Source organism: Cupriavidus numazuensis (assembly GCF_905397435.1).
GTDB classification, from domain to species: Bacteria; Pseudomonadota; Gammaproteobacteria; order Burkholderiales; family Burkholderiaceae; genus Cupriavidus; species Cupriavidus numazuensis.
In genome coordinates this window covers 13,150-28,166 of sequence record NZ_CAJPVI010000059.1, presented here as the reverse complement: position 1 = coordinate 28,166, position 15,017 = coordinate 13,150, and the positions used below count along the sequence as shown (strand labels likewise).

The following is a 15,017-nucleotide window of genomic DNA, read 5'->3' as shown; positions in this document are numbered from 1 at the left end:
CTTAGTTCTTCAGCAAGATGGTCAGCAGGTTCCCGGCGTGGTCCCGCGCCACAGCACGCTGCCAGCCCGCCAGCGGGACTAGCAGGCTACTGATGCGCTTCTTGATGTCGGGGTGCAGGTCCGGCATGGCCTTCCAGTTGCCAGACGCCATGGTGTGGCTGAGTTCGGCATCCTCGAACAGCTTGGTCGTCACGCCCCGGGCTACGTCACTCGACAGATGCGATTCTAGGTAGTGGAAGGCGGCGGAATGGGCCGGGCTGGAAAAGCCAGTATTGTCTTTCTCCTTGACGCGCTGACCGAACAGGTCCAACTGCTCCAGAAACTTGACCTGGGTAATGCGGCCGGCCTTTTCTTCTTCAAGCAGCTTTTCCAACTCCTCCGCCAGCTTGTCGAAGAACGCAGGGTCCTTGTCGCGCCCCGTCTCGATGGTATGTTTTAGCTGGTTCTTCATCACCAGCGCCCGGCTGCCAGGGCTAGCGAGTTTCTTGAGCCGGTCCATGTCTGAGGCATCGAGAATAGACACCTCTTTGCCGAGCAGGCTTTTGGCTGGGCTGGCGTTGATGTATTCATCCAGCAACTGCTGCAGGAGCACCGATTCGAGCTTGGTAATGCGCTCACGATATGCCGTGCCGGGCAGTTTGTCCCGCAGCATCAGGCGGATTTCAGCAAACAGCGTGAAATACTGCTTGAATGACACCCCGCGCACGTCGGGCAGGACGATGTCGATGCTGCGGTTGAACTGTTTGACCAGTTCCAGAAAATCTTCCACCCTATCCAGCCGGGTTGCTGGGTCGAGGAAGGCTTCAGCATCGGTCTTGTAATCCTCACGTTGACTGACCGGGTCATGCTTGCGAGGCAGGAGCTTGAGAATCCGTTCCAGCGTCGCTTGCAGTTTGGGCAGCTCGCTTTCCAAGCCCTCCCATACCTGGGTAGGCTTGACCTCGCCGCCGTAGATTTTGAGGGCGTGGTCCAGGTGCTCCACCACGCCGTGGTAGTCCACGATGTAGCCCGCGTTCTTGCCGGCCATAGTTCGGTTCACGCGTGCGATGGCTTGCAGCAGGGTGTGTTCTTTAAGCGGCTTGTCCAGATACATGGTGCCGACAATCGGAGCATCCCAGCCAGTGAGCAGCATGTCGGACACAATGATGAGCCCGACGTTGTTGGCGTGCACCTTGCCATCCTTGCCCTTGGCTTCATCGCCATAGGGCAGCGCAAACAGCTTGCTGACGAAGTTTGCAATCTGCTCAGGCGGCATCGCGACCGGCACCTTGCCTGCCTTGATTTCATCGCGCACGCGCTCCTCGATGGTGCGTACCGTATCGGCGCCGACACCCTTCTCGGCGGCTGCTTCCTTCTCAGATGCACCGGTGCGAGAAGCCGTGATGTTGGCCAGCGATACCACCACCCTGCTCTCGAAAGTGGGAAGCCCCTGTTTGTTGCGCTCCTTCATGATGGCATCGAGCAGGTCTTTGTAACGCACGGCCATCTCACGCCCGTCGCACACCAGTATGCCCTTCAGGCCCTTGGCCTGTACGTTGGTCAGAAAGTGCTCGACCAGATGGTGAGCCACCTTTTCCATGCGGTCACCGGCTTGTCGCCAGCGTGTGAGCAGTTCCTTCTTCAAGGCATGCCGCCGCGCCTCTGACTCGTTGATGAACTGGTCTTTAAACGCCTGGTCGAGGTTGCCATCGGGGGCCAGTGCGACCCAGGCGTCCTGGTACTTGATGGGCAACGTGGCCCCGTCGGCCACGGCCTCGTGCAGCCGGTACTCGTCGATATACTCACCTCCGCCAAATTCGGCCAGAGTGTGTTTGTCGTCGTTCAGCAGCGGCGTGCCGGTAAAAGCAATGAACTTGGCGCTTGGCAGACTGGCCCGCATAAAGGCGGCCAGAAAGTCGTACTGGCTGCGATGGGCTTCATCCACCAGTACATAGAAATTTGGCTTGGTACTCAGCACGCGGAAGTTCACCCTCTCGCGGCCTAGTTCTTCCCATTTGGGCGAAAGCGGAACTCCATCTGCATCGTACTGGCCAAAGTTGACATTGCGCTCTTCAACCATGAAGAAGTTCTTGCCTTCTCGTACACGCCGGTGGCGGGTCGCTAGAAGGGTTTCGTCGTCATCCGGCGAGGGTTCCGCCGATGCGTCCGCCTCGTCATCCGCTTCGTCCTTCTCCTGGAACTTCTGCACCGTGCTCGTGAACACGCTGCCATAGTCGTTCGACAGCATCTTGACCAGGCCATCGACAGACACGGCCTGGATGGCCTTGATGCCCACTGCGTGGAAAGTGTCGAAAATTTGCTTGTCGAGGTCGCGCCGGTCGGTCAGCACCAGCACCGTCGGGTTGTCCAGGCCCGTGCTTTCGGTACGCAGCAAGCGAGCCAGCAGGGCCATGGTGAGTGATTTTCCGCTCCCCTGCGTGTGCCAGACCACGCCGCCAAGTGGCTTGGGCGCGGTCAGGCGCTGCACCGTTTTGCGTACGGCTCGCCACTGCTGGTAGCGCGGCAGCTTCTTAGATGTCTTACCGTCGCGAGTTTCGAACAGCACGTAATGAGTGATGAGTTCAAGAAAGCGCGCCGGCTCGAACAACGCCCACAGCAACTGGTCTTGCTCGCTCGGCTCACCCCCCAGCAAAGCCGCCACCTCGGCATGCTCGAAGTCTTGCAGCCGGTAGTGGGTGTAGAAAGCCGGGGGCGTAAAGATGGCGCCGTACACTCCTTGGCGGCCATTCAACCCGACACTGACCTGATTGAAGACAAACTGGGCTGGGAAGGCAGCCCGGTAGCCGTCCAGCTGCCCGAGTGCTTCGTCTAGCCGATGGTGGTTGGCCTTGCACTCGATGATGGCCATGGGCAAGCCGTTGACGAACAGCAGCAGGTCCGGGCGGAACACATCGTCGTCGGCATTGCGGCCCACGTACTGGTCGACTACGTGGAAGTCGTTTTTGGCTGCCGTGCCGGCGTCAAAGAATCGCACGCTGCACGGCTTGCCATTGGCATCCTTGACCTGGATGTCCGAACGGTGCACCACCTGCTCCCAGAATGCCTTGTTAGCGGGTAGCAGCTCGTCGTTGACTCGTTTGTGCAATTCGACGAGGGCGGCGTCTACGCCGCCAGGCGCAGTTGCTAGCCATGGGTTCAGCGCCAGCAGCCGGGGCTTGAGGATGTTTTCCAGCAGCGGGGCAAGGTGGCGGTGTTCGACCACGACTTGGCTGGCTGGCAGGTGGGTGTAACCCAATTTGACAAGCCAGTCGATGGCTGGAGTTTCGACGCCAGTCTTTTCTGCGTTGCCCATGTCTGCATTCCTTATTCTTTTACGGTGCTGTGTGCTCAGGCTGCCAGCGACTCGATGTCTTCTAGCTTGACGCGCCATTCTCCGGTCAGGAGTTTTCTCATCAGGCCGCGCCTGAGAATCTGAAATTCCCGATGCTTGGTGGTGAGGTTGTCTATTTTTTTCGTTACGCAATCAAGGACGTCAACAATCCTTGCCTGCTCTTTGAGCGGGGGAACCCTCATGCGCAACTGAGCCAAGTCGTCGTAATAGATTCGAATTCGCACACCACCGTCCCCTGAGCGACCTACGAATCGCTGCCACTCATCTGAGCGCCTGAAGTGGTCGAGGTAGGAGTACATTAGCTCCCCAGCTTTGGTCGCAAAAACAACATAATCTGGGCTTACCATGACGGAGTGGTTACGAGGATTGCGAGCAATAGACCCAATGTTGATACGCATCGGGTTATAGGCGAATGCATTCGATTCGACGATTCGGCATCGCTCGGTTGTTGCTCCTTTAACCCGCTCTCTCATTGGAACCAGGCCTTGTTCTTTCAGGACTCCGCACAGTAGCGCATCGTCGAGACTGCCAGCGTTCCTTACTCTGCTCTCTTGCGACATGGCTCCGAGTGGCTTTACTTCCCATCTCACAGGAATCGCACCCAGCTCACTATCCTTGAACTCAGCATGCGGCACCCATTGCCCATCGGCATCTTGAGTACCCACACCTCGACTGAACAACGTCTGCATCAACCCGTGCTTAAGGGTCTGGGTAGCCTCAATTTGGCGGGCAATCACGTCCAGCTTGTCGTCCACCGAGGCAAGGATAGCGGCGATTTTTTGTTGTTCTCGAATGGGGGGCAGTGCAATCTCATATTCGCGCAGAAAATCCGTGGGGACTCGCTTTTGCCCAGCGGAGCCGACCATATTTCGCTCACCGTTTCTTCGAAACGACTCATCGCGCGTGTGCAAATGCAAGAAGGACGGCAAGGCATGCCCCTCCTTTGCACGGATAACATGAAACTCGGTACTGCCGAAACCAATTCCGCTAAGCAGATTCGTCGCGAGTGCACCCTTTCCATTCTCGAAACATGGCGTAATCTTGGCTACCAAGACATCATTTTCAACAAATGAGGTGAACCCCTTTGCCACGTCCTGATAGCTGCGTCTCTGCCTACCAATTACCCGCCCGTCTTCGGACACATCTCCCATGGCCAAAAACGACACTTCATCGTCCCCTGACTTGGGCTTTGTGCGACCAGGATTGATGTCGGCAACGTCGGACAGTTTCGAAAGGCGCCAATCTCGGGGAAGCTGACTCGTGGGCGCATTCTGGCAATCCAGCATTTCGGCCTTCATCATGCTCCAGCCTCCCGCAGCCCCAACTCGACCAAGTAGCCATTTAGCCGCGCGTCAATCTGCGCTTCTTCGTCCGCCAGCGCTGCAAGCTGCGCTAACGTTGCAGACACGTTGACCGTCTTTGCCGCCTCACCGTTCTCGATGTAGCGAGCAATATTGAGATTGCCGTCGTTCTTGTGGATTTCATCCAAAGTCACCACACGGCAGTAGTTCTCCACCTCGGTTTGGCGGCCAAACGCGGCCTTGTGTGCGGCCACGATGCGTGTGATGTCTTCCTGTCGCAACGTGTTCTGGGCCTTGCCTTCGAGGTAGTCTCGGCTGGCGTCGATGATGATGACCTTACCCTTGAGCGCTGCCGGCTTGTTCTTGTTCAGCACCAACACGCAGGCCGGAATGCCGGTGTTGTAGAACAGCGCCGAAGGCAGGCCGATGATGGCTTCAATTAGGTCACCCGGCTGATTGCCGCTGGCAGCGTCGGTGCCAAACAGAAAGCCCTCACGAATTCGGCCTTCCTCTCCACCGCGGAACAGTACGCCATGTGGCAGGATAACGCCCATTCTGCCGTCGGCCTTCACGCTGGCGAGCATGTGCTGAGCAAATGCCAAATCAGCATAGCCGCGCGGCGGAATGCCGTAGCCAAAGCGGCCATACGGGTCACTGACCAGTTTGTAGTTGGGCGCCTTGGGCTTCTTTTCACCCTCTTGCTCTGCTTCGGCAGCCAGTTCCAGCGGTGCCCACCACGCCTTGGCCGAGAACGGCGGATTGGCAATCACCCGGTCGAAAGTCTTCAGGTAGTCGCCGTCCAGGTGCTTGGGCTCGACAAGCGTGTCGCCGCGCTCAATCTCGGCTCGCATGTTGTGCAGGTACAGGTTGAGCTTGGCGATGGCCCAGGTGCCCAGGTTCTTTTCTTGGCCGTAGAGCAGCACATTGGGCTTTCCCATGAGTGTGCCGCCCGGCAGCTCGGCGATGTGGTGGGCGCTTTCTACTAGCATGCCTCCGCTGCCGCACGTAGGGTCATACACACTCATGCCTGGCCGCGGGTCAAGCAGGCCCACCACCAGTTGCACCACGCCCTTGGGTGTGTAGAACTCGCCGCCCTTTTTGCCGGCGTCATCCGCAAACTGTTTGATGAGGTATTCGTAGGCGTCGCCCAGCATGTCGGCCTTGTACAAGTCGGCATTGCCTAACTTGTACTGGTTGAAGTGGCGCAGCAGGCGTTGCAGCGTATGGTCAGACAGCACGCGCTTGTCGCCGTACTGGGTGGCGGTGAGCACGTGCTGCAGGTCGGTGCCTTTCACGCCGGCTTCGATGTCATGGAAGGCCTTGTCCAGCGCTTCGCCAATGTTCTCCGTGCGGGTAATGAGCCAGTTCCAGCGCGCTGTTGGGGGGAATGCGCCCTGGTCTTCGCAAACTTCAGCATCGGCCTCTTTCTGGCTCAAGCTTTCGTCGGCCATCAATTGGCCGACGCGTTCTTCAAAAACGTCGTTGAAACGTTTGAGGAACAAGAGACCGAAGATGTAATTCTTGAAGTCGGAGGAGTCGATGGAGCCGCGCAGGATGTTTGCGGATTCCCATAGCCAGCTTTCCAGCGTGTCGAGAGTCAATTGAGCCATGTGGTTGTTCGGTTGTTCATGCGGTGTATTTGGAGCCGTGCAAAACGGAGCAACGGCTTATGGGAATGTGTCTGGCCAGCGTCGCTGCGAGATGTCGTCCATTTCTCCGTCGAGGCTGGCGACTTGGTTTTCAAGGTGGCAAAGCCGGTCGTAGTCTTGCCTGATTTCCATATAGGTCTGTGCGGATGGCACTGGCACCATGACCGCACTCATAAGCGTCCCGGGGCTAATGTGCTGCACACCCGCACCGACCTGCAGACCGTCAAGCTGTGCCTGGCCATGCGGGGAACGCAGGTACATAACAAGGACTTCCGGCGACAAGTTCTTGTCGTGCCATTTCGGGTCCAGGCGCAGCACAAGGCAACTTTGAGACACGACGGTTGGCCTGTGCCGTGCAGCCGCGCCCATCAGGGCAATTCGCCCGACTGAGCCCTTGATAGACATCACGATGTCCCCCGGCTGCACCAGCGTTGCATCTTTTGGCACCGATTTCAGGTAGACGGTCTTTTCGATGTTGTGGTTGATTGGGTGCCACTGGTGCAGGTCCGGTAATCCCACCTCCGCAACTTCGAAGGGCGTGGCCTCCTTGGAGGCAACGGGCGGCCTCACGGCTGCACAAATGTCGCCAAGCTTGACGGCATCCTGGCCTAGGTCTGCAACGCGCCGCAGGTAGCGCGAGGGGGCGAAACTGAACTCCTTCGCTTCAATTTCATCGTGGGTTACGAGTCTGGCTCTGTCTGCCTGCGCCCGTCCAAGCGCCACCTCGTGGCCTGCGGAGACAATGTCTCCAGCCTCTTGAAGCGAGCGGCGACCACTGCCCAGGTCGGCCATATAGATAGCGTTGGGCTCACCGGCAACGTCCATCACGGTAATGACACCAGCGATGGCTGTGGCGCCAAACACACCCGGTGGCAGCGTGATAACAGCCTGCACCGTAGTGCTTTCATTACTCCGGTTCAGCAGGTATTCGCGCAGACGTTGCTCCTGCCCTTTGGCAAACAAAACCCCTTGTGGCGTTACAAATACAGCCCGCATGTTGATGCGGTTTGCGAACTCAAAGAGGGCCCAGGACTCGCTCCGGGCAAACTGTTCATAAGCGCGGGTTTCAGTGATGTCCCACATCGACATGCGGCTGTCCTTAACGTGCAGGCCGAAGGGCGGCATCACTAGTGCATAGTCCGCCCGCCCGACCGGACGCCCAGCAAGGTCACGTTCAACCTCGGTTCGAACGGCTGGTGGGTGAAGCTGGCCCGTCTCAATCGTCAACAGGAGCTGACGGACCAAAGGCCAAGACGCCAATGGCGACGCTGCATACACACGCAGTCCGCGGCGCAGGGCTTCGACGGTCAACTGTCCTTTTAGGTCGAACGGAATCCAGACCTCACTGTCTGGCGGTGCGCCGACCATGTCCATCAGCAGCGAAGCCAACTCGGACACCACGAAACCTTCAGCCTCGCCGCGCCGACCAGCCGACTCGGTAACGCATGGCAGGACATCCCAACGGTGCTGCCCGAGTTCCGCTTCCAACTCGGAGACAATGGCTGCGGCGGTTGCGCGCCGACCGACATCATGAGCGACCGCCGCGGACCGTTGGGCCGCAATGAGGTCATACGCTTCCACGGGAAATCCCGCCTTTTGCAGTTCCTTCCACGCTTGCAGCTCGGTGAGTTGGTCAACTCTGGAAATGCCACGGACTTGCCGCATGGCGACCATTCGAGCGGCGGCCAGCCAGGTCAGTGCGAACAACTGAGCTTCGCTAGCCCCGTCAAGTCGCGCAAGGTCGACCAGTTGCAAGTAGGCCCGTGTGGCGGGCGATTCGGTTCGTGCCATTGCGTTCTGATTCTTTTCTTAGTTGTGGCGGTGACCCATCGTAATGACGGTATGGTCCTCGGTGCTAACCACAACGTAGACCCCAGCCAGCGCCTCGACCTGCTTCGTGCGGCCGACCACGCGGCTGAGGGTGTTGAGCGATGTGGCTGTCATCAAGCAACTGACTCCGCCCTTGCCATCGAACTCGCGTTGGCCGTATCCCAACAGCAAAGGCAGCACGACTTTGTCGATGCCACGCTGCTGCGCACGCTTGTCCGCATGACGAGACATAGAGGTGCGACGGTAACGTGTGGACTCGAATCCCGGGTTGCTGTAGCTCATACTAATCAACCTCCGCTTGTTGATTGCAATCGTAGCATGCTACGAATGTTTTTCAAATGGAATTATCGCTCCTTAAGAATCGGCTTGTCGTCGGAAGAAACACTGCGACCTTTCGCTCAGGGACAAGCAAACGAGGTGTAGGGCGCCGGATGGAAGCCGACCAGTGCGGCTGGAAAATCCAAGGCGTTGTCTCATCTAGCTTGAAAACTCCCCCCGCGTTGACTACGGTAGTTCGGCGTCGGTGCAATGCCGACGTGCTGTTTCGAGAATGAACCTGTTTAGGCAGTTGTGACCCGCCCGAGCGGTCAAGCCCTATTTGTGAGAGGGTACGACACGGGAGCGGGTGATGAACCAGGCTATTTTCTCTAGGGCGCGGCGGGCTGGAGGTCGGCGGAACGTGAGCTGCGCCTGCCGTCCGGCGATAGGCGCGAGCCCTGGTTGCCATCAGGGTGCCGGCGGCGGCCAGCTGCAACTTGGTCTGAGCACTGAGCTTTCCCCTGTTTGCCATCGCCGTATGCCAGGTCCGCCTCGCTTTGCAGACTCGCCGGCATGCGATGCCATTTCCCAGTTCGACACATATCGTCTCGATTGCCACCGCTTGGTCTTGCTGCGCCGCGCCGCGCCGCTACGACGACGTGTAACGCTGGCGTTACACGCGCGTAACGCGAAAAAAATTCTCAGTCGAAAAAGGTCTCTGGAATCAACGATTGTTTTCTATTTCGCGTGTAACGCCTGCGAAATCGACACTATTTTTTCAGAAAATGCTTCCGTAAGCTACGTAGTTGATAGCTCGATTGACTGCATGATGCTGAACCGGAACCGAACGACAGATTTCCCGCACTGGACCACCTTCGTAAGAACTCTCGTGCCCGTTGCGGCCACCCATAGCCAGGGGGCTTTGCTGCCGTGCACTGGTGAGTGGGGGGCGTCGTGAGCCGCACGCCCGCCTCCTACGGCCGTCGCGGCCGCCTGGATGCCGCCAACACCGGCATCCGTCATACGGCGTCGACGTATGGCAAGGCAAAGCTCGGCACATACATCGAGAAGGCAAGCGGTCACCTCAACGTCGAGTCCGATGCTGAACGCTTCGTTGCGCATCTGCTGGCGATTGACCCACGCATCAGGGCGTTCCAGCCGCAGCCGTTTTGCGTCGACCTGATTGACCAGCGCTTGCTGTTCACGAAAGACGCTATGCGCGCAGCCTGGCACAAGCATCGCGATGTCCAGGGCCCGAAGTTCTACACAGTCGACTTCAGAATCGATTGGCTCGATGGGCTACGTCACGCCGTCGAGGTCAAAGCTGAGAGCTCAGAGGGAGACGACGTCTATTGGGAAAAAGTCGCGCGCGCCCGGCCAATTCTGGATGCCAACGGCTATCCCCTGCGCACCCTGGTCCTTCCGGCGAACACAGCGCATCCCATCCGGATGAATGCGCGGGCGCTCAAGCAAGCGACCCATCAGGTCCGCACCTACCTGACGGACGAGCTCGCCGAACGCGTCACGCGCCGCTGTGAAGCAGGTCCTATCACAGTGCGCACGTTGTGCTCGGACCTTGCGCTTCTGCCCGGTCTGATGCCGGTCCTGCTGGTCAGCGGTGTGCTAGCGGGCGACCTTGCTCGTCACCCCATATGCGGCACGCTGGAGCTGTCCCTGGCACATGGGGACCTGAGCCATCTCTGTCTACTCGAAGGGGTGGAGAAATGACCCGAACTCTGCGCCTCCACGACAGGCTTGCTCCGCCTAAGAATCACGACGCGTACCTCGAGGTCCTTGACCCCCATCCGCGCGGCGGATGCATTAAGGTTTTCGATGCCGAGAAGCGCGAGGACCGGTACATCGAGATAGCAAACATCTTGGCCGACATTCATGCCGGCAAGCTGACTGTGCTTCGCGAGGGCAAACCTCGCTTCAGCCATGCCGCGCAACCTGACGACCAGGAACTGCACGAGCGCAATCGCTTTATCCATACGGTCATGAGGCGCATTCAGGAAATTCAGAAGCGGCAAGGCGTCAGCTTTCGGGAGGCGTATATACGTGCAGCGAAAGAGCACCAGGAGAAGGCCACACCGGAGTCGCGGCCATTCCCCCCACAGTCGACGATGTACCGCTATCGAAAATCTGACATGGCCGGCCTGCCGGTTCTTCGTGGGAACAAAAACAAAGGCAACTACCTGCCGCGGTATCCGTACGAAGTCGACAACACGATTGCCATTGTCGCCGAGCTGCATTACTTGGTGCCGCACTCCCGCTGGACGCTGAGAAGGGTCACCAAGGAAGTCAATCGCCAGGTGAGTGGCGCCGTTCCACCAACAAACTGCCGGCCGATAAGCGTCAAGTATGTGAAGAACGCCATCTTGCGGATTGTCAGCGCCGACCCCGAACTGGAGCGGATGCTTCCGGCAGATGTCGTCGCCGGGAAGTCACTCGCGAAGAAGCGCATTCGCGTCGAGACGCCATTTGAGCGCGTCGAACAGGACGCTTTGCATCTGCCATTCGTCGTTCAGACACCGAACGGCATAACCAGTCAGGTTTGGCTTGTGCACGCCATTGACTGCTGCACGAGCTATCCGCTTGGCTGGCGCCTGGTTGTCGGAGCTCCCACCGATACCGATTCGCTCGCATGCGCAGAGTTGTACATGGCCCCTCTCAAGAAGAAGCGCTTCGAGGAACTGGGTATCGACCATGCCATGAACGTGTGCGGAACGCCTGGGCAGCTTATCTTCGATAACGGTGCCGAAGCCAAAGGTGGACGCATCCAGAACCTGGAGCGGCTCGGTGTTGACGTCAAGCATTGTCGGGCCAGGGCGGGACAGGAAAAGCCCTTCATCGAACGTTCTAATCGTTCCATCAAGGAAGCGATGGAGGGGCTAGCGGGTTGCACGCGGATGGACGGTAAAGACGGGCAGCGCGACCCGATTGCGCTAGGCGACAAGCTCCCGACACTGGAGGAGCTCGAGGTTTGGATTGTGCGCTGGTACTACGAAAAGTGGATTCACACTCCGCTTGAGCGTCTGCAGTGGGACGTCGTGCTCACGGATTCACTGAAGGGAAATACCCCAGCCGAACGCTGGCAGCATTTCGAGGCGTCATGCTTCGCGATTTCCCTTCCGCCATCACGGTCAGAATGGCTGGCAGCGCTTTACGAGCACACGGACCGCAGCGTGAGCCGAAAGACTGGCATCACCGTAGACGGACTGCACTACAAGAGCGACGAGATTGAGGCGCTGATAAAAAAATACGGCGAACAGAGACAACTGCGTGTGCTGTTCAACCCAGATGATTTCCGACATGTCTACGTCTACGAGGGCGATGACTTCCCACTCGTTACGCTGCCGCACGAGCACCTGAGACCCGAGACGCCAGCGTGGTCGTTCAGCGAGGCGAAGGAGCGGTTCAAGAACCAGAAGTCCACCATCAAACGAGCCCCCCAGGCAGAGAAATTCGACCAGGACATGCATGAGCAAGTCGTCGCGGACTCTCTTGCTCCCAAACGCAAGAAGCCGAGCAAGCATGAGCGAAACCGCGAAACCGCACGTCGGGAGAGGGAGACACGAGCTGTCACGCGCGCATCCAGGCAACCGGGTCCACTACCTCCGCCACCAGCGTGCAGGTCCAAAAAAGTCTCAGAAGAAGCATCTGCTGCTGCGCAGCCCGTTGGCTCGATATTCGGCGATGCGGCCTTGCTCCCCGTCCTGGACCGTGCCAATGGTGATGAACTGATATGACGCCCGCAAAGCAACTACGCAAAGCGATTGAAAGCTGCGAACTTCCTCATCTGCTGTTCCTGCAGCAGTTCAACCCGCTCAGACAGCGCATCGAGGACGCCTTGGACGGCGCCGCAAGCCGTATTGAGCGCGTGATGGGGCCGTCGCGCGTGGGTAAGTCGATGCTTATCAATGCGCTCAAGCGCACCTTTCCGGAAACGAGGATTAACGGGCGTCGCCATGTGCCAATCCTCGTCGTGCCAGTACCTACGCCCGTATCACCACTGCTGCTGCCCTCGAGCGTGCTTGCCGCACTTGGCTTGCCAGTGCAACGCAATATCACGAAGGGTGTTATGGACAATCGCATGCTGGACCAGCTGAATCTTGCCGGTACGCGCGCAGTGCTTTTTGAAGAAGCTAGCCACCTTGTTGAACCGGGCGCGCGCGTGCCGCCGCGTTCGGCTGGCGACTGGTTCAAGGCGCTGGCGGATTCGAACAACCTGACGGTATTTCTCTTCGGCGTGCCACGTCTCCAGCGGTTGTTCGACAGCAATGAGCAATTGCGCCTGCGGTCGTCAGCTGCCCGCTATCTTTTGCCTTACGACTCCCGTATTCCAGAAAACATGAAGGCGTTTCATATCTGCGTGGCGACCTACGCCAATCTCTTTCGCGAATCCGGCTATCCGATAGACCTAACGGCAGCAGCGCTCACCTACCAATGCTATCTCCTGACAGGCGGTCTGATTGGCGTACTGAGCCGATTCATGCAGGAGCTGGCGAGTCAGCTCGCGTATGAGGCACCGCGTACCGTCACTCTCGCGGACTGCCAGGCAGCGGCGGATGCCATCGAGGCCGCCGGCTCCCCTCACTTTCCGGCGTTCGGGAATCCGGACTCCATGCAGGCAGAAGTCGCACCAGCAGCCCTCCACCAAGCTTTTGTGCAGGTGATGAACGACAACGACCTCGCGGTTCCTGTCATCCATGAGCAAGCCGGAGGTATTGCATGAGCCTGGTCCTGACGTATGCCCCGCAGGATGACGAATCCGGGCTGGGCTATTACCGCCGGCTCGCCGCCGATAACCTCCTGTCCAACTGGCGTGAATTAGCGGGGCTAGCGGGTGTACAGCGCAGTCGCAGTGCGTTGCTTGGTCACGCGGATTTTGTAGCGGGCCAGCTCGGTCTTGAGAGCGAGTGGGCGCGCTTTGCGAGCCAGCAGGAAACGACCTGCCGAAGTTGGGGGCGGTTGCATCGAGCCCAGGCCGACGCCGCCTGTCCTGTCTGTCTAGCTGAACTAGGGTACTTACGCCACTACTGGGAGCACACCTATGTCACCGCATGTCCCCATCACCGCATCAGACTTGTCGACAGATGCAATGATTGCGGCGAGTTACTGTCGCCATATCGCTACCACATTGATAGATGCGAGTGCGGGCATGACCTCCACATGCTTCCTCGCATTGCTTCGACGAGCGCCCAGCACTGGCTGTCGACACTCATTGCCAGTAGGGGCAAGCACTCGGGGAACATCCAACCAGCCTTTGGTGGAGTGGACATCGTTACGTTGGGCCAGGTCGTCCGCACCCTCTGTTTGTTCGCTGACCCAGGGGTTCCATCTCCCCGTCGAAGCGCAGCATTGCCAAAATCCATTGCTGAAGCTATCGATTTGCTTGCGCCACTTGAGACGCTGCTGGCGGACTGGCCAGAGGGCTTTCGGTCCCATGTCGAGAGACGTATTGGCGCGGGCAAGCCCGAGGCACGAACACTGAACACCTTGCTCGGTCCCTGGTACATCGGTCTGCGGAAACTCTGCCAAGGCACCGCACTGGAGCCATTTCTCAAAGTTATTATCGAAGTCGCGGCTGTGCGATTCGATGGGGCGCTCGGGCTGGATTCGGCGAAGGCGATGGCAGAGGAGGCGACCGAGTATGTGCGCGCGTCGGACGCTGCGAAAGCTATCGGCGTCAGTGTTTCCCGTATGCACACGGCCATCCATACCGAGGAGTGCGATTCCCGCACGCGTCGCGTAGGTACCCGCGGGCAAGTCTATGAAATCCCTCGCGCCGAGGTCATGCGCATCCAAGGGCAGCGCGGTGAATGGATGAACAGCGCGCAAGCCTGCGAACTGGCTGGTGTGCCGACTTCGGTGCTGGAGCACATGATGTCCGCCGGCGTGATTCGGTCCGACGTGAACTGGCGACAGGACATTCTGAAGGGAGGTCTGGTCGAGCGCCGCTCTGTACTGGAACTGTATGAGCGCGTCAGAGAAGCGGCGGAACCTGCCGCCGGCACGGACGATGAGAAACTCACGTGGACAGGGCTGACCAGCCGGCGCATGGGTGACAGGCAGGCCATCCAGTCAGCGATGCAGGCCATTTCCGAAGGCAAGGTGAAGGCTATCGCTCGTGGCCGTCGGCTTGGCGACACGGTGTTCCGCCGCGCCGACGTGGCCTCGTACTTCGGCACGCCGCTACTCGAAGCAGGTATGTCGATTCAACAGTTGTCCAGGTTCACCGGCTGGAAGTGGGAGAGCATTGCCCACTGGATAGAGCAGGGTCTACTGGCCTCCGAGTCCATTGTGCTGCGCGGTCAGCCGTGTCGGGTGGTGTTGCCTCACCAGTTGTTGGCATTTCGGGAAACCTTCGTGCCCCTTGCAGACCTGGCGAGAGGCATGGGTACCAAGTCATCGGCGTTGTCGAAGTTGCTGTCCGGCATCGAGCTGGTCGGCGCGCAGCAGCTTCCTGGGGGAGCCGTTCGCGGGGGGCTGATTCGCATCGCAGAGCTGGGCCGGCTCGCCGTTCTCGGTGCGAGGGCTGGACAGGACCTGTTTGTATCCGCAGCGCCGGTGCAATTGGGCGGGTAGAACTGATGCGCGCGGAGGCCTTTGTTGGACGTGGGGCTGAGAGGCACACGCAGGAAGAGC

Annotated in this window: 9 protein-coding genes; 4 read left to right on the top strand and 5 right to left on the bottom strand. The window is 59.0% G+C overall.

The genetic code is table 11. The features are described from left to right. Position 1 precedes the first annotated feature (1 nt). Genes KHO41_RS33355 through KHO41_RS33335 form a run of 5 tightly spaced genes read right to left on the bottom strand, consistent with a single transcriptional unit; the run spans position 2 to position 8,393 of the window. Positions 2-3,292 (bottom strand): type I restriction endonuclease subunit R, encoded by a 3,291-nt coding sequence (locus tag KHO41_RS33355; protein ID WP_211957509.1) that lies wholly within the window; start codon positions 3,290-3,292, stop codon positions 2-4. 35 nt (positions 3,293-3,327) lie between these two features. Next, entirely contained in the window at positions 3,328-4,632 is a 1,305-nt protein-coding gene (locus tag KHO41_RS33350) for a restriction endonuclease subunit S (RefSeq protein WP_211957508.1), read from the bottom strand. Continuing rightward, complete coding sequence (locus KHO41_RS33345; protein ID WP_211957507.1) at positions 4,629-6,242, bottom strand: type I restriction-modification system subunit M; 1,614 nt, start codon at positions 6,240-6,242, stop codon at positions 4,629-4,631. Before KHO41_RS33345 ends, KHO41_RS33350 begins: the two co-directional genes overlap by 4 nt. 57 nt (positions 6,243-6,299) lie before the next feature. Further along, the gene (locus KHO41_RS33340; RefSeq protein ID WP_211957506.1) at positions 6,300-8,072 is read right to left on the bottom strand and encodes an N-6 DNA methylase; all 1,773 of its coding nucleotides are present in this window, start codon (positions 8,070-8,072) and stop codon (positions 6,300-6,302) included. Positions 8,073-8,090: 18 nt separating this feature from the next. After that, positions 8,091-8,393: a hypothetical protein gene (locus KHO41_RS33335; protein WP_211957505.1), complete on the bottom strand. Its 303-nt coding sequence runs from the start codon at positions 8,391-8,393 to the stop codon at positions 8,091-8,093. A gap of 930 nt (positions 8,394-9,323) precedes the next feature. Here KHO41_RS33335 and KHO41_RS33330 point away from each other — a divergent pair. From KHO41_RS33330 to KHO41_RS33315, 4 genes are read left to right on the top strand one after another with little or no spacing between them, the layout of a single operon-like run. After that, positions 9,324-10,097: a hypothetical protein gene (locus KHO41_RS33330; protein ID WP_211957504.1), complete on the top strand. Its 774-nt coding sequence runs from the start codon at positions 9,324-9,326 to the stop codon at positions 10,095-10,097. Continuing rightward, complete coding sequence (locus KHO41_RS33325) at positions 10,094-12,118, top strand: Mu transposase C-terminal domain-containing protein (RefSeq protein ID WP_211957503.1); 2,025 nt, start codon at positions 10,094-10,096, stop codon at positions 12,116-12,118. The genes KHO41_RS33330 and KHO41_RS33325 overlap by 4 nt, the downstream gene beginning before the upstream one ends. Beyond that, positions 12,115-13,104: an ATP-binding protein gene (locus tag KHO41_RS33320; protein WP_211957502.1), complete on the top strand. Its 990-nt coding sequence runs from the start codon at positions 12,115-12,117 to the stop codon at positions 13,102-13,104. Before KHO41_RS33325 ends, KHO41_RS33320 begins: the two co-directional genes overlap by 4 nt. Continuing rightward, positions 13,101-14,957 carry a TniQ family protein gene (locus tag KHO41_RS33315; RefSeq protein ID WP_211957501.1) on the top strand — a complete coding sequence of 619 codons (1,857 nt, stop codon included), beginning with the start codon at positions 13,101-13,103 and terminating at the stop codon, positions 14,955-14,957. Before KHO41_RS33320 ends, KHO41_RS33315 begins: the two co-directional genes overlap by 4 nt. Positions 14,958-15,017: the final 60 nt, after the last annotated feature.